At 35.2% G+C, this 19,851-nt stretch carries 21 protein-coding genes and 1 other RNA gene; 9 read left to right on the top strand and 13 right to left on the bottom strand.

Translation table 11 applies throughout. The features are described from left to right. Nucleotides 1-4: 4 nt before the first annotated feature. From CLV73_RS09290 to rpoN, 3 genes are all read left to right on the top strand, one after another. Nucleotides 5-604: a CDP-alcohol phosphatidyltransferase family protein gene (locus CLV73_RS09290; protein WP_100376553.1), complete on the top strand. Its 600-nt coding sequence runs from the start codon at nucleotides 5-7 to the stop codon at nucleotides 602-604. A gap of 135 nt (nucleotides 605-739) precedes the next feature. After that, a complete protein-coding gene (asnS, locus tag CLV73_RS09285) occupies nucleotides 740-2,188 on the top strand; it encodes an asparagine--tRNA ligase (RefSeq protein ID WP_100376552.1) in 1,449 nt (482 codons plus the stop codon). Nucleotides 2,189-2,344: 156 nt separating this feature from the next. Continuing rightward, on the top strand, nucleotides 2,345-3,808 hold the full coding sequence (gene rpoN / locus CLV73_RS09280; protein WP_100376551.1) for an RNA polymerase factor sigma-54: 1,464 nt from the start codon (nucleotides 2,345-2,347) through the stop codon (nucleotides 3,806-3,808). A 49-nt stretch (nucleotides 3,809-3,857) separates the two neighbouring features. Here rpoN and CLV73_RS09275 read toward each other — a convergent pair whose 3' ends face one another. From CLV73_RS09275 to CLV73_RS09265, 3 genes are all read right to left on the bottom strand, one after another. After that, nucleotides 3,858-5,480: an AMP-binding protein gene (locus tag CLV73_RS09275; protein ID WP_100376550.1), complete on the bottom strand. Its 1,623-nt coding sequence runs from the start codon at nucleotides 5,478-5,480 to the stop codon at nucleotides 3,858-3,860. 62 nt (nucleotides 5,481-5,542) lie between these two features. Then, nucleotides 5,543-6,217 (bottom strand): beta-carotene 15,15'-monooxygenase, encoded by a 675-nt coding sequence (locus CLV73_RS09270; protein ID WP_100376549.1) that lies wholly within the window; start codon nucleotides 6,215-6,217, stop codon nucleotides 5,543-5,545. Then, the gene (locus CLV73_RS09265) at nucleotides 6,210-6,701 is read right to left on the bottom strand and encodes an RNA polymerase sigma factor (protein ID WP_039367723.1); all 492 of its coding nucleotides are present in this window, start codon (nucleotides 6,699-6,701) and stop codon (nucleotides 6,210-6,212) included. The genes CLV73_RS09270 and CLV73_RS09265 overlap by 8 nt, the downstream gene beginning before the upstream one ends. 172 nt (nucleotides 6,702-6,873) lie before the next feature. Between CLV73_RS09265 and rnpB the strand changes: the two genes are divergently transcribed. After that, nucleotides 6,874-7,198: RNase P RNA component class A (gene rnpB, locus CLV73_RS09260), an RNA gene on the top strand. Nucleotides 7,199-7,275: 77 nt separating this feature from the next. Here the strand turns inward: rnpB and CLV73_RS09255 are convergent. From CLV73_RS09255 to CLV73_RS09240, 4 genes are all read right to left on the bottom strand, one after another. Beyond that, nucleotides 7,276-7,818 (bottom strand): hypothetical protein, encoded by a 543-nt coding sequence (locus CLV73_RS09255; protein ID WP_100376548.1) that lies wholly within the window; start codon nucleotides 7,816-7,818, stop codon nucleotides 7,276-7,278. 36 nt (nucleotides 7,819-7,854) lie between these two features. Continuing rightward, nucleotides 7,855-8,232 carry a hypothetical protein gene (locus CLV73_RS09250; RefSeq protein WP_100376547.1) on the bottom strand — a complete coding sequence of 126 codons (378 nt, stop codon included), beginning with the start codon at nucleotides 8,230-8,232 and terminating at the stop codon, nucleotides 7,855-7,857. Between the two features lie 129 nt (nucleotides 8,233-8,361). After that, nucleotides 8,362-9,231: a polyphosphate kinase 2 family protein gene (locus tag CLV73_RS09245; RefSeq protein WP_100376546.1), complete on the bottom strand. Its 870-nt coding sequence runs from the start codon at nucleotides 9,229-9,231 to the stop codon at nucleotides 8,362-8,364. Nucleotides 9,232-9,328: 97 nt separating this feature from the next. Then, the gene (locus CLV73_RS09240; protein ID WP_100376545.1) at nucleotides 9,329-9,808 is read right to left on the bottom strand and encodes a DUF1573 domain-containing protein; all 480 of its coding nucleotides are present in this window, start codon (nucleotides 9,806-9,808) and stop codon (nucleotides 9,329-9,331) included. A gap of 129 nt (nucleotides 9,809-9,937) precedes the next feature. Here CLV73_RS09240 and CLV73_RS09235 point away from each other — a divergent pair, with 129 nt between their 5' ends. From CLV73_RS09235 to CLV73_RS09215, 5 genes are all read left to right on the top strand, one after another. Continuing rightward, nucleotides 9,938-12,550 (top strand): valine--tRNA ligase, encoded by a 2,613-nt coding sequence (locus CLV73_RS09235; RefSeq protein ID WP_100376544.1) that lies wholly within the window; start codon nucleotides 9,938-9,940, stop codon nucleotides 12,548-12,550. Nucleotides 12,551-12,618: 68 nt separating this feature from the next. Beyond that, complete coding sequence (locus tag CLV73_RS09230) at nucleotides 12,619-13,260, top strand: DUF4241 domain-containing protein (protein ID WP_100376543.1); 642 nt, start codon at nucleotides 12,619-12,621, stop codon at nucleotides 13,258-13,260. A gap of 99 nt (nucleotides 13,261-13,359) precedes the next feature. Beyond that, complete coding sequence (locus CLV73_RS09225) at nucleotides 13,360-14,205, top strand: alpha/beta hydrolase family protein (RefSeq protein WP_100376542.1); 846 nt, start codon at nucleotides 13,360-13,362, stop codon at nucleotides 14,203-14,205. After that, nucleotides 14,198-14,842: an HD domain-containing protein gene (locus tag CLV73_RS09220; protein WP_100376541.1), complete on the top strand. Its 645-nt coding sequence runs from the start codon at nucleotides 14,198-14,200 to the stop codon at nucleotides 14,840-14,842. Before CLV73_RS09225 ends, CLV73_RS09220 begins: the two co-directional genes overlap by 8 nt. A gap of 188 nt (nucleotides 14,843-15,030) precedes the next feature. Further along, nucleotides 15,031-15,447 (top strand): hypothetical protein, encoded by a 417-nt coding sequence (locus CLV73_RS09215; protein WP_228424301.1) that lies wholly within the window; start codon nucleotides 15,031-15,033, stop codon nucleotides 15,445-15,447. Nucleotides 15,448-15,461: 14 nt separating this feature from the next. Here CLV73_RS09215 and CLV73_RS09210 read toward each other — a convergent pair whose 3' ends face one another. The 6 genes from CLV73_RS09210 to CLV73_RS09185 form a co-directional block, all read right to left on the bottom strand. Then, on the bottom strand, nucleotides 15,462-15,683 hold the full coding sequence (locus tag CLV73_RS09210; RefSeq protein WP_100376539.1) for a hypothetical protein: 222 nt from the start codon (nucleotides 15,681-15,683) through the stop codon (nucleotides 15,462-15,464). Between the two features lie 194 nt (nucleotides 15,684-15,877). After that, a complete protein-coding gene (locus CLV73_RS09205) occupies nucleotides 15,878-16,768 on the bottom strand; it encodes a DUF72 domain-containing protein (protein WP_100376538.1) in 891 nt (296 codons plus the stop codon). 181 nt (nucleotides 16,769-16,949) lie between these two features. Next, the gene (locus CLV73_RS09200) at nucleotides 16,950-17,150 is read right to left on the bottom strand and encodes a helix-turn-helix transcriptional regulator (RefSeq protein WP_100376537.1); all 201 of its coding nucleotides are present in this window, start codon (nucleotides 17,148-17,150) and stop codon (nucleotides 16,950-16,952) included. Beyond that, nucleotides 17,147-17,605 carry a hypothetical protein gene (locus tag CLV73_RS09195; protein ID WP_100376536.1) on the bottom strand — a complete coding sequence of 153 codons (459 nt, stop codon included), beginning with the start codon at nucleotides 17,603-17,605 and terminating at the stop codon, nucleotides 17,147-17,149. Before CLV73_RS09195 ends, CLV73_RS09200 begins: the two co-directional genes overlap by 4 nt. 126 nt (nucleotides 17,606-17,731) lie before the next feature. Further along, a complete protein-coding gene (locus CLV73_RS09190) occupies nucleotides 17,732-19,399 on the bottom strand; it encodes a ribonucleoside-diphosphate reductase subunit alpha (RefSeq protein ID WP_262496332.1) in 1,668 nt (555 codons plus the stop codon). A 49-nt stretch (nucleotides 19,400-19,448) separates the two neighbouring features. Continuing rightward, the gene (locus tag CLV73_RS09185; protein ID WP_100376534.1) at nucleotides 19,449-19,736 is read right to left on the bottom strand and encodes a hypothetical protein; all 288 of its coding nucleotides are present in this window, start codon (nucleotides 19,734-19,736) and stop codon (nucleotides 19,449-19,451) included. Between the last annotated feature and the right edge of the window lie 115 nt (nucleotides 19,737-19,851).

Genomic DNA, 19,851 nt, shown 5'->3' with positions numbered 1-19,851 from the left:
AATCATGAAAACAATACCCTATATTTTAATTATCATAAGATTTCTTCTTGCTCCAATTATTCTCTTCTTGGCTTATTTTCAAGGTATAGAATCACGATTCTTACTTCTCTCTTTAATGTATTTTGGATTGTTAACAGATATTTTCGACGGCATTATTGCCCGGAAAATTGGAGCTTCTTCGGAAAAATTAAGAAGATTAGACAGTCAGACTGACTTGGTTTTCTGGCTTTCGTTAGGATTTGCAGCCTATTTTCTGAATCTAGAATTGATAAAAAGTGAATGGGAAGGAATTCTTTTGATCCTGTTAATGGAAGCTTTGTGCTATGTTGTAAGTATTCTGAAATTCGGTAAGGAAACCTGTACTCATGCTTTTTTATCGAAAATGTGGGGAATAAGTCTGCTGATTGCCTTTACTTATTTAATTGGATTTCAGCAGGCAGGTTGGGCTTTTTATTTGACGGTTATATTAGGTTTTATTTCTCATATTGATGTTATCATGATTATTTTATTCCTTCCAAAGTGGCAGTATGATGTTCCCAGCTCTTACCATGCGTGGAAAATCCGGAATGGGAAACAGCGTAAAAAGTCAATTTTCTTTAATTAATTCATATTTGAAGCATAGTTCTTCGCTAAGTAATTGATAAATCACTTTTTAATTAAGGCAGTGCAATCATCAAGTTGCGCTGTTTTTTTGTAACTTTGCGGACATTAATTTTTATATAAAAATTTTAATCAACAAATGAAAAAGCAGACAATTAAGGAAATCCTACAGGATTACAAGAAAGTATTACATCATGACATTACGGTTTACGGTTGGGTAAGAGCGTTCCGTTCAAATCGCTTCATTGCGCTTAATGATGGTTCTACGATTAATAATTTGCAAATAGTTGTTGATTTCGAAAATTTCGACGAAGAGATTATTAGTAAAATCAGTACTGCGGCTTCTTTGAAAGTGGTAGGTGAAGTTGTGGAAAGCCAGGGAGCGGGACAGACGGTAGAGATCATCGCTAAAAAGATTATTATTTTAGGAGACAACTTTACTGAGGAAAGAGATAAAACGATTCTTCAGCCTAAGAAGCATTCATTGGAAACGTTGAGAGAGCAGGCTCACCTAAGATTCAGGACCAACTTATTCGGAGCGGTTTTCAGAGTGCGTCATGCAGTAAGTTTTGCGGTACATTCATTCTTTAATCAAAACCAGTTTTTTTATATCAATACCCCTGTAATTACGGGAGCTGATGCGGAAGGAGCTGGAGAAATGTTTGGAGTGACCAACTTTGATCTAAATAATATTCCAAGAGATGAGCAGGGAGATATCGATTTCTCTCAGGATTTCTTTGGAAGAAAAACTAATTTAACGGTTTCCGGGCAGCTTGAAGGGGAAACTGCAGCGATGGGATTGGGAAGAATTTATACGTTCGGACCTACTTTCCGTGCAGAAAACTCAAACACAACCCGTCACTTGGCAGAATTCTGGATGATCGAGCCGGAAGTTGCTTTCAACAACCTTGAAGACAACATCGATTTGGCAGAAGATTTTCTGAAATATGTGATTCAGTATGTACTGGATAATTGCAAAGATGATTTGGAGTTCCTGGACAAGCGTTTTGCTGAAGAACAAAAAGGAAAAGCAGAAAAAGACAGAGCAAAAGAAGGATTGATCGAGAAACTTGAAAATGTTGTTGCTAAGCGTTTCAAGAGAGTTTCTTATACAGAAGCGATTGAGATCCTAATGAACTCTAAGGAAAATAAAAAAGGAAAATTCGTTTATCCGGTTGAAAACTGGGGAACCGATCTTCAGTCTGAACACGAAAGATATCTGGTTGAAAAACATTTCGAAAGTCCTGTAGTTCTGTTTGATTATCCGAAAGAAATCAAGGCATTCTATATGAAGCTGAATGATGATAATAAAACCGTTGCGGCAATGGATGTCCTTTTCCCTGGAATCGGAGAGATCATCGGAGGTTCCGAAAGAGAAGCAAGACTAGATGTTCTGAAACAGAAAATGACAGAGATGCATGTAGATGAACATGAGCTTTGGTGGTATTTGGATACCAGAAAATTCGGTTCTGTGCCGCATGCAGGATTTGGATTGGGGCTAGAAAGGTTAGTGCTTTTTGTAACGGGAATGACCAATATCAGAGATGTAATTCCTTTCCCAAGGACTCCGAAAAACGCAGAATTCTAAAAATAAAAAGCCTTAAAGTAATTTTTAAGGCTTTTTAGTTTATTTAAAATAGTTTATTATAAAAATCTATACTACAAAAATCGTGCTAAAAATTATTATTCTACAAATAAATTTATTAAATTCGTAGAATATGTATGTTAAAACACAAAGACAGATATGCTTAAACAACACTTACAGCTCAAATTAGGACAAAAGCTGGCGCCTCAGCAAATTCAGTTGATGAAGTTGATTCAGCTTCATACTCTGGAGTTTGAGGAGGAATTGGAAAGAGAGTTAGAGGAAAATCCTGCGTTGGAAATAGCAAAAGAAGACTCTAAGGAAGATGATTATTCTTCCCTTGAAGATTCTTACGAGAGTGAGGGTACAGAAAGCATTGAAACTGATTTCGATGTCAACGAATATCTTTATGATGATGAGCCAAGCTATAAAACAGCATCCAGCAACTACTCTCCTGATGATGAAGAATTTGATAATGAAAGTCTTCTGACAGAAGGTCAGTCTTTATATGATTACTTAATGGAGCAAATTCATCTTGTGAATATTTCGGATGAAGATGTGAAAATTGCAGAATATATCATTGGAAACCTGGATACAGACGGTTATCTGAGAAGAGAAATTAAATCGATTGTGGATGATTTGGCCTTTTCTCAGGGTATTTACACCACTAAAGAAAAAGTGGAGGATATTCTTGAAAACTATATTCAGAAGCTTGATCCATCCGGTGTGGGAGCAAGAAACCTGCAGGAATGCCTTCTTTTACAGATTGAAAAGAAAGTAAGCTCTGATAAAGCAGTTTCTCTGGCGGCAAATATTCTAAGACATCAGTTTGATGCCCTTACCAATAAGCATTATAATAAGATCATTCAGAAGTATGATATTGAGGAAGAAGATTTGAAGGATGCACTGGATGAAATATCCAAACTATCACCGAAAGTAGGAGGTAATTTCGATACTCAGACGATTACTATTAATCAGGAAATCATTCCCGATTTTGTCATTCAGGTAAAAGACGGGCAGGTTATTCCGATGCTGAACAGTAAGAATGCGCCTACTTTAAGAGTTTCTGAAGAGTATAAGGATATTTTATCAACGTATTCCCATGATAAGAACTCTGCAGAACATAAGCAGGCTGCTTTATTTATTAAGCAAAAACTGGATGCGGCAAAATGGTATATTGATGCCATCAACCAGCGTCAGAATACTTTATTGCAGACCATTACTGCCATTGTGAAATTCCAGAAGGACTATTTCATTACAGGCGATGAGAAGTCATTAAAGCCGATGATTTTAAAGGATATCGCAGATATTACCGGTTTTGATATCTCCACAATTTCCAGAGTGGTAAAAAGTAAATATGCAGATACTCCGAACGGAATAGTATATCTTAAAGATTTATTTTCGGATAGTTTAACCAATGATGACGGTGAAGAGGTTTCTACAAAAGAGATTAAAACCCATCTTCAGGAGGTTATTGATAAGGAAAATAAAAGAAAGCCATTGACGGATGATGCATTGGTAGTCATTTTGAAGGAGCAGGGCTATAATATTGCGAGAAGAACGATCGCAAAATACCGTGAACAGCTGAATATTCCTGTAGCAAGATTAAGAAAAGAACTCTAAAAAAATAAAAAAAAGCATTTCAATCTGAAATGCTTTTTTTATTTACGGATTATTCTTTTATATGTTCCAGGCCAAGTTCTTTCACAGAGACTTCCCGCATCTCTATTTTTCTTATCTTTCCTGAGATCGTCATCGGGAATTCTTCTACAAACTTCCAGTATTTTGGAACTTTATAATGGGCAATTCTTCCTTTGCAATAATTTAAAAGTTCTTCTTCTGTTACATTGAAGCCTTTTCTTACTTTTACCCAGGCCATAACTTCTTCTCCAAATTTTTCACTGGGTACTCCAATGATCTGAACATCTAAAATATTAGGATAGGTGTATAAAAAATCTTCGATTTCTTTTGGGGAAATATTTTCTCCGCCACGGATAATCAGATCTTTAATTCTTCCGGAAATGGTAACGTAGCCTTCTTCATCCATTACGGCCATATCTCCTGTATGCATCCATCTGCCGTCATCAATAACTTTTTTAGTGTTTTCAGGATCGTTCCAGTATTTCAGCATAACAGAATATCCTCTTGTGCATAGCTCTCCATGTTCGCCGCGTTTAAGGATTTTGCCGTTTTCATCAATGATTTTTATTTCTAAATGATCCTGAACAGTTCCTACGGTATTTACCTGCTTTTCAAAAGGGGTTCCAATTAAAGTCTGGGTAGAAACAGGAGAGGTTTCCGTCATTCCATAGCAGATGCTCATTTCTTTAATATTCATGAGGCTTTCCACTTTTTTCATGATTTCAGGCGGACAGACAGAACCAGCCATTACCCCAGTTCTTAAGCTCGAAAAATCAAAAGTATCAAAATCTTTTACAGCCAATTCAGCGATAAACATGGTAGGAACTCCATATAAAGAGGTGCATTTTTCATCCGAAACCACTTTCAGTGTAATATCCGGATCAAAGCTGTCGTTAGGAATCACCATACAGGCTCCGTGAGAAGTACAGCATATATTTCCGATCACCATTCCGAAGCAGTGGTAAAATGGAACGGGAATACAAACTCTGTCATTTTGTGTATATTTTAATCGTATTCCGATAAAATATCCGTTATTTAAAATATTATGATGGGAAAGCGTTACGCCTTTAGGAAATCCGGTTGTTCCTGATGTATATTGAATGTTTACCGGATCATCAAATTGAACATGTTCTTCATAGCTATGTAGCACATCGTCAGAAATATCCTGTCCGTTATTTAAAAAATATTCCCAATTATCATCAAAGAAAATTTCTGATTTTAAAGTAGGGCAGAATTCTCTTGCATCGGTAATCATTGCTTTATAGTCACTTGATTTAAAAGCTAAGGAAGAGAAAAGGTGTGACATTTCGGACTGATTGATCACAAAGATCAACTCACTGGTTCTGTATGCAGGATTTATATTCACTAAAATAGCACCGATTCTAGCTGTGGCATATTGTAAAAGAACCCATTCGTAACGGTTGGTAGACCAGATTCCGATTCTATCGCCAGCTTTTGCTCCCAAAAATATAAGAGCTTTTGCAACAGCAGTGGTTTGATTATAAAATTCCTGATAAGTGGCACGGTAATTTTGATGCACACAAATCAGTGCTTCTTGATGTGGAAATTTTTCTACGGTATTTTTTAGATTGGCTCCAATAGTTTGTCCCAACAATGGAATATCAGAAGCTCCATGAACGTAAGATAAAGGCATAGATTAAGATTTGATAAAATAAAATTAACAATTATATCTTTATCTTGGAACGGATGGGTGAATTAAATTTCCTGAGAATCTATTTCTTTCAACTGTTTTAAGTTCTTATCCAGTTTTCTGATGATGATTCCATAAACAAGTTTGTAATACAGCCAGATAAGCAACACACATAATGCTGTACTAACTATAATTATGGCAATAACGATCATAAGGTCTGAACCTTTAGGTTCTATGTTTTGGGAATTCAGTGCGTAAAAAATAAATGCTGTAAATGTCAGAATAAAAACAAGTAATATGGCAATGCTTATTAAAATAAAAGCATTTACAGTTTTCTTAAACTTAATGATACGGGTGATAAGACCTTTTAAGTTTTCCTCGATTTTTATCTTATGATAATTTTGATAGAATTTAAAGACAAAATAGGCTGTAACGAGCAAACTTAGAACCTTTATAGCCAAATAAATGGTGTCAAAATTGGCAATGATTTCAGGGGTTTTTTGTGCTCCCAATCTCTCCAGAAGTTTTAAAAAACTATTAGACTCATCACCTTTTATGATGTAAAATAACCCTATTCCGGAAAAGAATAATAACTCTACAACACTGATCCAGAAAATATATTTAACGTAGTTACGTGATTTTCTGTTCAGCATCTGAAGAATCTCAGTGTTGTCGTATTTTTCTTGAACAGGCTGTTCTTGCCATGTTTTCTTAAAGCTGTCTAAATCAAATTCAGGCATGTTTTTCCATCTTTTCTTTAAGGGTTTTCTTTAATCTGTTCATTTTCACACGCGCATTGACTTCGGTGATCCCGAGGTTCTCTGCAATATCCTTATAAGGCAAATCATCCAGATACATCATGACGATGGCTCTCTCTATATTGGGAAGGGTTTTAATCACAGTGTACAAAAGAGAAATTTGCTGCTGTTTCTCATCGTCATCCTCTACAAAATCTTTGTGATTAATATCTAGTTCGTTCGTAAGCGGGCTTTTGCTTTTTTTTCTGAAAAGCGTAATGGCTGTGTTTAAAGCTACACGATACATCCAGGTAGAAATTTTAGAATTTCCTTTAAAGGAACCGTAGCTTCTCCAAAGCTGTAAGACGATCTCCTGGAAAAGATCTTCCTCATCCTCAAGAGAATTGGTATAAAGACGCGAAACTTTGATAATCAATCCCTGATTATCTTTAATAAGCTGTGCAAATTCTTTTTCTTTTGAACCCAATGAGGATGTGTTGTTTAGTTGCACGAATATATGATATAATTTGAGAATTTAAAAATTAAGTAATTTGAAAATGAATGAATCATGTGAAACAGGAATAATAAATCTTCATGCGAATTGAAAATTTTCAAATTATCACACTGCTACATTTTCAAATTATCTATCTTTGCAGCCACGAGAAAATCGGCTTGTTGATTCTTACTTAGGTAAGGGTAGGAAAGTCCGGACACCATAGAGCAGCAAAGCGGATAACATCCGTCACCCGCGAGGGTAGGACAAGTGCAACAGAAAGGATGTACAGTTCGGCTGTAGTGAAATCAGGTAAACTCTTTGTGGTGCAATGATAAGTATATCGGTTCTTTTCAGTAATGAAAATAGGGGTTGCTCGCTCTGAAAGCCGAGGGGTAATCAGCTAAAGTTTTGCAGCAATGTAAGACGCAGATAAATAACAGGCACTTCTTTTTGAAGAACAAAATCCGGCTTATAGATTTTCTCGTGTTTTTGATAAAATTTAAATTGCATAAAAATAGAAAAGCGGAGAGGTTATCTCCGCTTTTCTGTTATCTAAGGTCTTTAATTATCCTATAAATAAGTAAACAATAGAACCTACATATGCCCATTCTACAGGAATTCCGGTATTTGTTCCAAGTTGATTTGTGTATACAACAAAACTTGCATTGGCAGCAATTGCCGGATTTCCAATTGCAAAACTATCAATTGAGTCTCCTGTTGCAGGATCAACTAAGTTAAAAAGAAACCCTGCCCATTCATTTAATGTGGTCATTGAACTTACTGCAGGAGAGTTATAAGCCTGAGGTCCGTTGTATGCAGGATTGGGATTATTGATGATATTCCAGCCGGGAATGGGAAAAGATACGGAAGAGCCTCCCGTTGTATCAAAATGATCATAATCTGCAGTTTGGCCAGAAGGAACTGTGAATGTGCCATAAGGAGGATTAGGAAATGCAAACATTGCTGGTCCTCCTGGAGTTGTACGGCTTGCTGTGATGAGTCTGCCTACAGCATCAAGTCCGGTATTATTAACAATGACTAAAGTGTGGCTTTGAGAAAATGCGAAAATTCCTAAGAATAAGAATATAAATAGTGTTAGTTTTTTCATGGTGAGTACATTTGTTTGGATTAAATAATAAATGAATTAATTTTCAAGCTTCAGACTTCTATTGATTTGCTTCTTCTTTTCAAAATAAATCTTATTGGCCCAAACAATTATTTTTGTTTTATCACCTCCGGTTTGACGCATCATTTCTTTTTCAGAAATACCTGTAGAAAGAATTAAATCCTTTGAAGCGGGAACTAAAAGTTCTTTTCTTGAATCGCTCATTTCTAAAGAATGTTGTTTTCTTTCTTCTGCAGTAGGTCTGTTTTTAGGTTGGTTTACACTTCTCAATGCTTTGTTGAAATTTTCCATTTCTGGACTTTTCATACTTTCCACATTGTCGATTGCCGCTCTTTCATTACTGCAAGATGTTAAGCCTAATATTAGAAAGGCTGATAACAATAAATGTTTTTTCATGTTTAAAGTTTAATAATTTAGTGTTATAAATATAAATAAAAAAAATACACCAAAATGAAATTATTCACTTTTAGGTGTATTTTTTAATCAAAAGACTATTATAATCAGTTATTGAAAGCTTTTTAATGTTTATTCATTTTCCAATTGTTTTTTTGCATCTTTCAGTTCCTGTTTATTTTTTTCCGAAAGTTGGGGGTATTTTAAATTCATTTTTTCCATAGTATCAATAATGATCTGGATAGCAGCGACTCTTGCAAACCATTTATCATCTGCCGGCAAAACATACCATGGTGCATAATCCTTTGACGTTTCGTTGATAGCCTGTTCATAACAGTTCATATACTGATCAAATAATGCCCGTTCCGGAAGGTCACCCATAGAAAATTTCCAGTTTTTTTCCTGTTCATTAATCCTGTCCAGGAATCTTTTCTTTTGTTCATCTTTGGAAACATTTAAAAATATTTTTACAATAGTGGTCCCGTTTTGAGAAAGATGTTTTTCAAAATTTCGGATACTTTCATAGCGGTTTTCCCAGAATTTTTTATCAAAATCTTTGACCGATTTCCAGGTTTTTTCACTTAGATTATATTCAGGGTGTACCTTGCATACCAAAACACTTTCATAATGTGAGCGGTTGAAAATCCCGATCATCCCTTTTTGTGGTAATGCTAAATAATGTCTCCATAAAAAATCGTGGGAATACTCTTTTGAGCTTGGAGTTTTAAAACTTGTCACATTACAGCCTTGCGGATTCACTCCTCCGAAAACATGTTCTACTAAACTGTCTTTTCCTGCGGCATCCATGGCCTGCAGCACAACGAGAAGAGATTGGCTGCCATCCGAATACAATTTTTCCTGCAGTTCGCGAAGCTTTTCTTTTTCCTGAACCAGAAGAATTTCTCCTTCCTCTTTGGTAAGTTTCCCTTTATATTGAGTTGAAGCTTTTTTTATAGAAAAACTTCCTTTGATGAGAAAATTGTCTGAAAAATCTTTATCCATATATTGTATGTGTTTAAAATTTAGTAAGTAAACGTAGTATAAATGTAATAAAAAAACCGTCTCAATTGAGACGGTTTTAATTTTTTTGAGTAGAGATTTATTTTGCTGCTGCAGCTTTTTTAGCTTCTTTGGCAGCTATCTTAGCAGCTTTCTTCTCAGCCTTTTCTTTTGCTTTTAGCTCTTCAGGAGTCAATGGTTTTGGCTCGGGAGCATTAGGATCTACGTTACCTTTAATATAGATTACGCTTCTGCTGTTTACCGGGTCATTAGAAAATACTTCAATCATTTTGTTGAAAGCACCAGGATTAGCCGTGTTGTATCCAACTTTAATTTTTGCAGATTTACCAGGAAGAATAGGATCTGTGCTAAATTCAGGAGTTGTACATCCGCAAGATGGTTTTACGTTTGAAATAATCAAAGGCTTATCTCCTGTATTCGTTACATTAAAAAATCTTGTTCCATCAGCTCCCGGTTTAATAGCACCATAATCAAATGTTGTAGTGTCGAAAGTAATGCTCTGTGCAGATGCAACAGCAAATGTCCCGAATAATGCAATTCCTGCAATTAATTTTTTCATATTCTTGAATGTTAATACGTTTGTTTAGATAAATATTAAGAAACAAAGTTAAAAATTATTTTAATTCATACTTAAAATTTTTTTTCTTTAGACTATTTTTGCAAATTGTAAATTAAAGTAATAGAATTTATGCAGATTTCAGAAAAGTACAATCCACAGGAAACAGAACAAAAGTGGTACAATTACTGGTTGGAAAACAAATGCTTCCATTCAGAGCCGAATGACAAGCCGCCTTACACTGTTGTAATTCCTCCGCCAAATGTTACGGGGATCTTACACATGGGGCATATGCTGAACAATACCATTCAAGATGTTCTGGTCCGTCGTGCAAGAATGCAGGGCTTCAATGCTTGTTGGATTCCGGGAACAGATCACGCTTCCATTGCTACTGAAGCTAAAGTTGTTGCTAAATTGAAATCAGAAGGGGTCAGCAAGTCTGATATTACCCGTGAAGAATTTTTGAAACACGCTTGGGACTGGACAGATAAATACGGAGGAACGATCCTTGAGCAGTTGAAAAAACTAGGTTGCTCTTGCGATTGGGACAGAACCCGTTTTACCATGGAGCCTAAACTTTCTCAGCAGGTTATCAAATCTTTTGTTGATCTATACAATAAAGGATTGATTTATCGTGGCTACAGAATGGTAAACTGGGACCCTGAAGCGAAAACCAATATCTCAGATGAAGAGGTAATCTTTAAAGAGCAAAACGGAAAACTTTATTTCCTTAAATATAAGATCGAAGGTTCGGAAGAATTCCTTTCGGTAGCTACAACACGTCCGGAAACAATTTTCGGGGATACTGCGGTTTGTATCAATCCAAATGATGAGCGATATGCTCATTTAAAAGGTAAAAAAGTAATCGTACCGATCGTTGACAGAGTGATTCCTATCATCGAAGACGAATATGTTGACATTGAATTCGGAACAGGTGCTTTGAAAATTACCCCGGCTCACGATATCAACGACTACGAAATCGGACAAAAACATAATCTCCAAATGATTGATGCTTTGGATGATGATGGAAATCTGAATGATTATGGTTTACATTATGCCGGGAAAAACAGATTTGAAGTAAGAAAACAGATCGCGAAAGAATTAGAAGAAAAAGATCTTTTATTAAAGGCAGAAGATTATGTAAATAAAGTTGGAACTTCTGAAAGAACAGGAGCGGTGATCGAACCTAAAGTTTCCGTTCAGTGGTTCTTAAAAATGTCTGAAATTGCAAAACCGGCTTTGGATGTTGTAATGGATGATGAGGTTAAATTCTATCCTGAAAAGTTTAAAAATACCTACAAACACTGGATGGAAAACATCTGTGACTGGAATATTTCTCGTCAGCTTTGGTGGGGACAGCAAATTCCTGCCTATTATTATGGTGACGGAGAAAATGATTTTGTAGTTGCGGAAGATAAATATCAGGCTCTTGTGGTTTTAGAAGAACAAAAAGGAATTATTGCTGATCTTGATGACTTAAGACAAGACGAAGACGCTCTTGATACATGGTTTTCATCTTGGTTATGGCCAATGTCAGTGTTTGATGGATTACTTGATCCTGAAAATAAAGATATCAATTATTACTATCCAACATCTGATTTGGTAACAGGTCCGGATATTATCTTCTTCTGGGTAGCAAGAATGATCATGGCAGGATTGGAATACAGAAAAGAAGTTCCCTTCAAAAATGTTTATTTCACAGGAATTGTAAGAGATAAGCAGAGAAGAAAGATGTCAAAATCTTTAGGAAATTCACCGGATCCGTTGGAACTGATGGACAAATATGGAGCGGATGGAGTTCGTGTAGGAATTTTATTAAGCTCTGCAGCTGGAAATGACCTTCTTTTTGATGAAGATCTGATGCTTCAGGGAAGAAACTTTATGACAAAGATCTGGAGTGCATTCCGTTTGATCAATATGTGGAATCATGAAGATAAGCCTGCCAACACAACGGAAATTCAGACAATCGAATGGTTTGAAAATAAATTGAATAAAACGATTGTTGAAATTAATGATCAGTTTGAAAAGTTCAGAATTTCTGATGCCTTACATTTGATTTATAAACTGATCTGGGATGATTTCTGTGCTTGGTATCTGGAAGCTATTAAACCGAACTATGGAGAAGGCATTTCTAAAGAGGTTTACAATAAAACAATCTACTTCTTTGAGGAATTAATGAAATTACTGCATCCTTTCATGCCATTCTTAACAGAAGAATTATGGCAAACAATTTCTGAAAGAAGTATTGAAGAGGCCTTAATTATTGCCCAGCAGAAAAAAGCAGAAGCATTCAGTGAAGATATTATTAAAAACTTCGAAACAGCATCTGAAATTATTTCCGGAGTTAGAAACTATCGTCAAACAAAAGGAATTTCCCCAAGAGAAGCTGCTGAAATTTATACAAACGCATCAGAATTTGCGAATGAATCTATTATTAAAAAATTAGCAAACGTTTCTGAAATTCATTTTGGTACGAAAACTGATAAACCTAGTTTTACATTCCTGGTTGGTGCAACGGAAATTTCAATTCCTTTAAGTGAAAACTTAGATTTAGAGGAGGAAAAAATCAAGACGGAAGAAGAATTGAAATATTTAAAAGGATTCTTAATTTCAGTTGATAAAAAACTTTCAAACGAAAAGTTTGTTGCCAACGCAAAACCGGAAATTGTAGAAGTTGAGCGCAAAAAGCAAAAAGATGCTCTTGATAAGATTGCGATTTTAGAAGAGAAGCTGAAAAGTTTATAATTTAAAGGTTTAGGTTAAGGTTGAGTCTCAAGCTTAGCCTAAACCTTAATCTTAGCCTAAAAAATAAAATGACACACCTAGAAAATATACAGAAATTATTCTCTAAAAACTTCGTGGAAAGTCCGTTACTGGAAAGCTTCGAGGTTGGGAAGATCTACCTTTCGAGCGGAAAGCTTGTGTCTTGTGATCCTCTGATTACAAATGATATGCAGCCTTTCTCAACAGAATTTCCAAAAGGGGACTTTTCTGTCTTGTTGCATAAAGAAAGAGAAAGTAATTGTGTAGCCTATGCTGAAATTATTTTCAGTGGTTCAGAGATTGCTGAATGGAAAATGGCGACAACAGTCGGACAAAATGTGAAAGATTTAGCTGAAGGAGAAGTTTTTGGATATCCTGTAGAAAGCGGAATGGGCTGTTTTATGGATGTTGATACCCAAAACAGCCTTAATGAGCTCGAACAAAAATTGTACAAAAGCAAAGGAGTAGACTTCATGGGAATTTATGAAGAGTTTTTCCATGAATATTTCTTTGATGAAAACGGTGCGATCGATCAGTATGCATTTCTGAAGCCTTCAGAAGAACATCCGGGGACTATTTTTGCTTTTGAAACCGGCTATGGAGAAGGATTTTATGCGAGCTACATAGCTTACAACAAAAATGGTGAACCGGTGAAAATTGTAACCGAGTTTATAGAAGTACTTGTGAGTTAATCAATTTAAATAACTATTTACCGCATACTGAAATAAAGTTTTCAGATAAAATATTTTAAAATAAAAAGTCCATTTTTGAAGTGGACTTTTTATTGTTTTATGGAAAAAATTATTCTTAAAACTGAAGATAATGTAGATCTGGTAGTTCATATTTTTATTCCCAAAAGAAGTAATCATAGAGTTTTGCTGATTAATTCTGCAACAGGAGTAAAGCAGCAGATCTATTTTTCATTTGCTCACTTTTTCGCAGAACATGGGTTTACGGTCATTACCTATGATTATGCAGGAATTGGTCTCTCAAAACCTTTAAAGATGAAGAATTTTAAAGCTTCCATGAGAACTTGGGGGACAAAGGATTTTAAAACACTTACCCATTATATACAGGAGAATTTCCCGACCTATAAAAAATATTGTTTAGGACATTCTGTTGGTGCATTGATTTTAGGAATGAACCGGGATACTAAGATATTTGATGAATTTGTTTTTGTAGGAACTCAGAATGCTTTTGTAGGGAATTTAAGATGGCGAACAAAGGTAGAGGCTTTTTTGGGATTTGGTGTGGCGCAACCACTATTTACGGAGCTTTTTGGCTATTTTCCAGCAAATTGGTTTGGCTTGGGAGAAAGTCTTCCAAAAAATTGCGCTTATGACTGGAGAACCTTAATTTTGAACAGGAAATCTACCAACCGGTTGTTGGATCAAATAGAGGACTATTCTAAAAGATTAACTCAAAAAGTATTTGTGATCCGTGCAGAAGACGATGTATGGCTTACCGAAAAAGGTGTAAAAAGTTTATTGGAAGAAACTTATCCGAATCTAAAGCCAACCTATAGAATCGTAAAAATCTCTGAATCGGAAAAAGGAGAAATTGGGCACATTAATTTTTTTAGAAGCTATAATAGGAAACTTTGGGACATTATTTTAGAAGAATTGGTAAATGAATAATTTAATTGGAAACACGATAAAATTTGTAAAAGAAAAATTAGAAGGAGCGGAAGCGGGGCATGACTGGTTTCATATCGAAAGAGTGTGGAAGCTTTCCAGGAAAATTGCAGAAAAGGAGGTGTGTAATATTGATGTGGTAGAACTTTCCGCGTTGCTGCATGATATTGCAGATCCTAAGTTTCATAACGGAGATGAAACGTTAGCTTTAAAAATTTCCCGTGAGTTTTTAGAAAGCGAAAATGCTTCCGAAGATATTATTGAACAGGTTTTATTTGTGATCAAAAATATTTCATTTAAAAACAGGGGAGATGCACCTAAAAATCTTCCGATTGAGCTTAAAATAGTTCAGGATGCTGACAGAATTGATGCGATCGGTGCAATTGGAATAGGCAGAACGTTTAATTTCGGAGGTTTTAAAAATAATCCGATGTATGATCCGAATATTAAGCCTAGCCTGAATATGTCTAAAGAAGAATATAAGAAGTCTAATGGCACAACGATTAATCATTTCTACGAAAAGCTTCTTTTGCTGAAAGACCTGATGAATACTTCTGAAGGAAAAAAAATAGCAGAGGAAAGACATGAGTTTATGCTGAATTTTCTGGATCAGTTTTATAAAGAATGGAATGTTGATTAGATGATTTCTTAATTGACTATCTTTGTAATATGGGGTATCTTCTTTTTATCATATTGATTACTTTGATCATCTCGCTTCTTTTATCGAAGGTAAAATTTGGGTGGGCAAAGATTTTCAGAGCTGTAATATTGGTTTTTTCCATTTCTCTTTTTACATATTGGTTTATTAAAAAAAGTTCAATTGGTATTGTGCAGAATGCCGTTGCTTTACAGCTGATCAATAAGCTTCCCCAACCGCTGGACTTTTATGTTTTAAATGTTAATAACAATAAAAATGATGCGTTGGAGGTGATGCACTTGGGTAAGATTCGCCCCGAATATTACAGAGTTGAATACCTGAAAATGAAAAATTCTGATGAATATTGGATTATCGGATATTTAGGTAAAAAGAATGCCGTTTATTTTTCTCAGCATTCGGTTCCGAATAAAAATATTGACCAAATGATCGAGGTGCAGAATTACATCAATCAAAGTGTAAAGCTTTCAGGCATTGCCAAAAAAGAAATAGAGGCCTATAATCAGGAGAACACCAAACTTGGAGTTCTCATCACACTAAATCTCCTGCTTCTGTTTTTAAATCTTTCTTTATTCGTAAGAAAAAAATAAATTAGATTATCCTGTTAAGGATAATCTAATATTTGCATTACGATTTCTTTCACATCTTCCGGACAGCTTCTGATGATTCTGTCTTTATTATGTTTGTTGATCTGATTGGGGGTAACCCATTCAATTAATGGACTAGTATCATTATTTTCTACTTTTTTTATTGTATTGTCATTGTAGAATGTATACTGTTCCGCCTGGTCGCCTGTGAGGGTGATGGTACAAATTTCTTTTTCCATTATTTTAGTTTTATTAATTACTCTACCATAGTGTGATTTAATCTGTCACAATATAGTGAATTTTATAAAATATTAAAAAATATTTTAAAGTATTGATTTTTTGTGCTTTTCGATGTGTTTTTTTGTGTTTTTAGGAGGGTATTTTTAGATATTTTTTATTGATAATGTTGTTTTAATAAATTTTTCGTTGGCTATTAAAATAAAGTTTGCATGCTTTCGGTAGCCATTTGAGGTACTTTAAGCTCGGTTTTCCATTCTTCATTCATTTTTTTGATAAAATAAGCTGATAAAAGAGGAGAGGCTTTTTCAATATTTTGATGGACGAAGAAATAAAGATTTTGGAGTCCTTCTTTTTTCCATTCTGTAAGGTGTTTCAACCAGTCGTCCAATCTTTCATAATCGCTCTCTGCATTTGCGCCCACATATCTGATAAAAGCATTAGGAGTAGTAAGTCTCATGTGAAGCATATCTCTTCTTCCGGCTGTGTCTACAATGATATTGGTTATGTTATTTTTCTCAAAAAGGTCACAGGTCTTATTCAGAATTTCCTCATCACTGAACCAGTCTGTATTTCTTAATTCTATGGCTAACGGAACTTCTTGTGGCCAGTTATTCACGAATTTTTCCAGTCTTTCATAATCTTTTGGTTTAAAATTGTCATGAAGCTGTAGAAAAACCATTCCCAATTTTTCATCAAAATTCAGTACAGCTGAAGCAAATTGTGTCACCACATCATCAACATTTAATAATCTTCTAAAGTGAGAAACTGTATTGGTGATTTTAGGGAAAAACTTAAAATCTGCCGGTGTTTTTTCTTTCCAGGTTTCTACCTGTTCCGGAGTGGGCATTCCGTAGAAAGTAGCATTCAGCTCAATAGAATTGAATTGCGTAGAATAGTAAGAAAGCTCGTCTTTAGTTCCCTTGGGATAAAATCCTTTAAGATCGGTTTTGTTCCATTTAGCACAACCGATTGAGATGTTTTCAAGCCCTTTTTTATTTTGCTTCAAAATGTCTTTCGTTCTGGGGTGATCTTTTGGTAAAGTGAAATCTATTTTTGAGGGGTCTTCTACTTGTCCGAATTTCATAAGAATTACATTTTAGTTTATAGCTAATTTAAGAATTTAAGGGGGTAATAGTGTTATTTATTCATTCTAATATTTGTGAATTAGTTCTTTTTTTCTGTAAAAAATGTTTGTTAAAAGATAATCATAAACAAAAAACCATAGAATTTCTATGGTTTATTTTTCGGATGAGATGAAATAATAATCAATCATTATCTTCAAGTAAAAAGATATTTTCCACATTTTTTTCGAAATATCTTGCAATTTTTAAGGCTAAAACTGTAGAAGGAATATATTTTCCTGCTTCCATTGCATTGATGGTCTGCCTTGAGACACCTATTATTTTTGCAAGGTCTTCCTGAGTAATATTTTTTACCGCTCTTTCTATTTTAATCGTATTTTTCATTGTTTAAGCAATACATAATTAAATCTGAAAACATACAGAATCAGTGGTAAAAATATAATAAGAATCATTACGGTAAAAAATGCGATCCCGAATACGGTCAGAAATAAGAGTAAAATAAGAGAGTAGGTCACTGCTAAGCTCCAGAATACAGATTTTAACCTTAAACCTGAAATATACTCATCTTCAATTTTTTCTTTTGAGAATCCGATTAATATTCCTCCTATAATGATGAGTATTCCAAAAATATTCGGAAAGAGATCGATCTCCGCTTTTGTAAAGAATCCGGACTTTTCATTGCTTAGGGGAAATCCTGAATTGTAAAAAACAGGTAAAGAAATTTCAGGAAAAGCGAAAAGATTTGTCAGCGTTAATATTCCCATAATTAAAGAAGGAATAAAAATAAACCATCCTATTTTTTTGAAACGGTTCGGGAAAAGTTTTAATGTATTTTTCATAATCTATTTTTGGTTATCCAAATGTAATAAATATTTTACAAAATGTAAAGTTTATTTTACTTTTTGTGAAAATAAAAACCGCAGAATATTCTGCGGTTCCCTAGTTTTTCAATTGTTTATTATTTGCTATGCTTCACAAGCTGAGCAGGTAACAAAGTTTACCATCAGTTCTTTAGAAACTGAAGAACTTCTTTGATAGTATAATGTTTTCACTCCTTTTTTCCATGCTTCGATGTAAAGGTAGTTTACATCTTTTACAGGCATGGTGGAAGGAATCTGTAAGTTCAATGATTGAGCCTGGTCAATATATTGCTGTCTCTGTGCAGCCTGAGAAATGATCTCCATTGGAGAGATTTCTTTAAAGGTTTTAAATACAGCTTTTTCTTCGTCGGTCAATTCTTTCAAATGCTGAACAGATCCGTGATTCAACATGATGGTTCTCCATGTTTCTTCGTTGTCAAGACCTTTCTCTTCCAGTAATCTTGCTAAATACTTATTCTTACGCATAAAGTTTCCTTTAGCAAGCCCCGCTTTATAATAGTTGGAAGCAAACGGCTCAATTCCCGGAGAAGTTTGTCCTAAGATCGCAGAACTTGAAGTGGTAGGAGCAATCGCCATGGTTGTGGTATTTCTCAATCCGTAACCTTTCAGTAATTCCGGCTCTCCGTAGATGTTCGCCAATTCTCTTGATGCCTGTTCAGCCTGTTCTTTAATATGTCTGAAAGCTCTTGCGTTGAACTGAGTTGCCTCAAAACTTTCAAACGGAATCATATTTTTCTGTAGGTAAGAATGGTATCCTAAAACTCCCAATCCAAGTGCTCTGTGACGCATTGCGAAGTTTCTTGCTCCCTGAAGATAATAATTACCTTCTGTTTTGTCGATAAATTCTGATAAAACCGCATCAAGGAAATAGATGGCCAATTTTACTGCATCTGTGTCTTTCCACTCATCATACAATTCTAAGTTCATGGATGATAAACAGCAGATGAAAGACTCCTCCATAGAAGAAGGAAGCATGATTTCAGAGCAAAGGTTACTTGCATTTACAGGTAATCCTAAGTCTTTATAGACCTGTGGTTTATTTCTGTTCACGTTATCGGTGAAGAAGATGTAAGGAAGTCCTTTTTGTTGACGGCTTTCCAACACTCTTGCCCAGATTTTACGTTTTTCCATGTCTCCATCGATCATATCCTGCATCCAGTAATCAGGAACACAAATTCCTGTAAACAGGTTCTGGATTGGGCTTCCGATGTCTTTAATGGATAGAAATTCTTCAATATCTCCGTGGTCAATATCAAGATAAGCTGCAAAAGCGCCTCTTCTTACACCTCCCTGAGAAACAACGTCCATTGCTGTATCAAACAATTTCATGAAAGAAACCGCTCCTGAAGATTTTCCGTTATCTGTTACGGCAGTTCCTCTGTTACGAAGTTCTCCGAAGTATCCTGAAGTTCCGCCTCCGATTTTTGTCTGCATGATTACTTCACCCATTTTATGCGTGATTCCTTCAATGCTGTCCGGGATGTGAACGTTAAAACACGAAATAGGAAGACCTCTCTGTGTTCCCATATTGGCCCAAACCGGTGAAGAGAAGCTGATCCATCCTTTTGTGATCATTTCTTTGAATGCCGGCTGAAGTTCAGGCTTATATAATCTTTTTGCAGCAGCAGTAGTAATTCTGTCGATGGCCCCTTCCACAGTTTCACCTTTCAGCAAATAGCCTCTGTTTAGCATTTGCTCAGACTCTTCATTGAGCCACCATATATTTGCGTTTTGTTCTTCCATAGTCTTTATATTTTCGAATTCCTGAATGCTTTTATACGCTCAGGAATTTTGTTGCTTTTTATATTGATTGTAAAATTTCTACTTTATGCGAACCGTTCAATCCGCTTTCATCTCTTAATCTTTGAAATTCTTTAAAAGAAGGAACATTCAAAACCTCATGTTGTACCTCTTCATTGATGTAGTTTGAAGAATGTAAAAATGTAACACCATCTTCTTTCAGATATACTTTATACTCAAAAGCAGCTGGATCTAATTTTTTAAAATCATCCAAAAACTTCTGAATATTCGCTTTGTTTTCTGAAACGAATTCCGGCTTTACGGTATAGGTTACCATTACATTGATCATGTTTTTGTGTTTTGTGCTGATTGGTATTTATCATTTCTAGGAACAAGGATCTTTTCGACTTCGTTCAGAATGACATTACTAATACTAACTGCTTTGACGTTCGCTTCGCTCGCGC

Source organism: Chryseobacterium geocarposphaerae (assembly GCF_002797535.1).
In the GTDB taxonomy this organism is placed as follows: Bacteria; Bacteroidota; Bacteroidia; order Flavobacteriales; family Weeksellaceae; genus Chryseobacterium; species Chryseobacterium geocarposphaerae.
Note: the sequence above shows the minus strand (reverse complement) of the source record. Positions and strands in the feature narration are given on the sequence as shown.

Bases quoted from the DNA above. Each gene is read 5' to 3' on its own strand.
- CLV73_RS09290 (WP_100376553.1), top strand. From the start codon at position 5: ATGAAAACAATACCCTATATTTTAATTATCATAAGATTTCTTCTTGCT.
- asnS (WP_100376552.1), top strand. From the start codon at position 740: ATGAAAAAGCAGACAATTAAGGAAATCCTACAGGATTACAAGAAAGTA.
- rpoN (WP_100376551.1), top strand. From the start codon at position 2,345: ATGCTTAAACAACACTTACAGCTCAAATTAGGACAAAAGCTGGCGCCT.
- CLV73_RS09275 (WP_100376550.1), bottom strand. From the start codon at position 5,480: ATGCCTTTATCTTACGTTCATGGAGCTTCTGATATTCCATTGTTGGGA.
- CLV73_RS09270 (WP_100376549.1), bottom strand. From the start codon at position 6,217: ATGCCTGAATTTGATTTAGACAGCTTTAAGAAAACATGGCAAGAACAG.
- CLV73_RS09255 (WP_100376548.1), bottom strand. From the start codon at position 7,818: ATGAAAAAACTAACACTATTTATATTCTTATTCTTAGGAATTTTCGCA.
- CLV73_RS09250 (WP_100376547.1), bottom strand. From the start codon at position 8,232: ATGAAAAAACATTTATTGTTATCAGCCTTTCTAATATTAGGCTTAACA.
- CLV73_RS09245 (WP_100376546.1), bottom strand. From the start codon at position 9,231: ATGGATAAAGATTTTTCAGACAATTTTCTCATCAAAGGAAGTTTTTCT.
- CLV73_RS09240 (WP_100376545.1), bottom strand. From the start codon at position 9,808: ATGAAAAAATTAATTGCAGGAATTGCATTATTCGGGACATTTGCTGTT.
- CLV73_RS09235 (WP_100376544.1), top strand. From the start codon at position 9,938: ATGCAGATTTCAGAAAAGTACAATCCACAGGAAACAGAACAAAAGTGG.
- CLV73_RS09230 (WP_100376543.1), top strand. From the start codon at position 12,619: ATGACACACCTAGAAAATATACAGAAATTATTCTCTAAAAACTTCGTG.
- CLV73_RS09225 (WP_100376542.1), top strand. From the start codon at position 13,360: ATGGAAAAAATTATTCTTAAAACTGAAGATAATGTAGATCTGGTAGTT.
- CLV73_RS09220 (WP_100376541.1), top strand. From the start codon at position 14,198: ATGAATAATTTAATTGGAAACACGATAAAATTTGTAAAAGAAAAATTA.
- CLV73_RS09210 (WP_100376539.1), bottom strand. From the start codon at position 15,683: ATGGAAAAAGAAATTTGTACCATCACCCTCACAGGCGACCAGGCGGAA.
- CLV73_RS09205 (WP_100376538.1), bottom strand. From the start codon at position 16,768: ATGAAATTCGGACAAGTAGAAGACCCCTCAAAAATAGATTTCACTTTA.
- CLV73_RS09200 (WP_100376537.1), bottom strand. From the start codon at position 17,150: ATGAAAAATACGATTAAAATAGAAAGAGCGGTAAAAAATATTACTCAG.
- CLV73_RS09195 (WP_100376536.1), bottom strand. From the start codon at position 17,605: ATGAAAAATACATTAAAACTTTTCCCGAACCGTTTCAAAAAAATAGGA.
- CLV73_RS09185 (WP_100376534.1), bottom strand. From the start codon at position 19,736: ATGATCAATGTAATGGTAACCTATACCGTAAAGCCGGAATTCGTTTCA.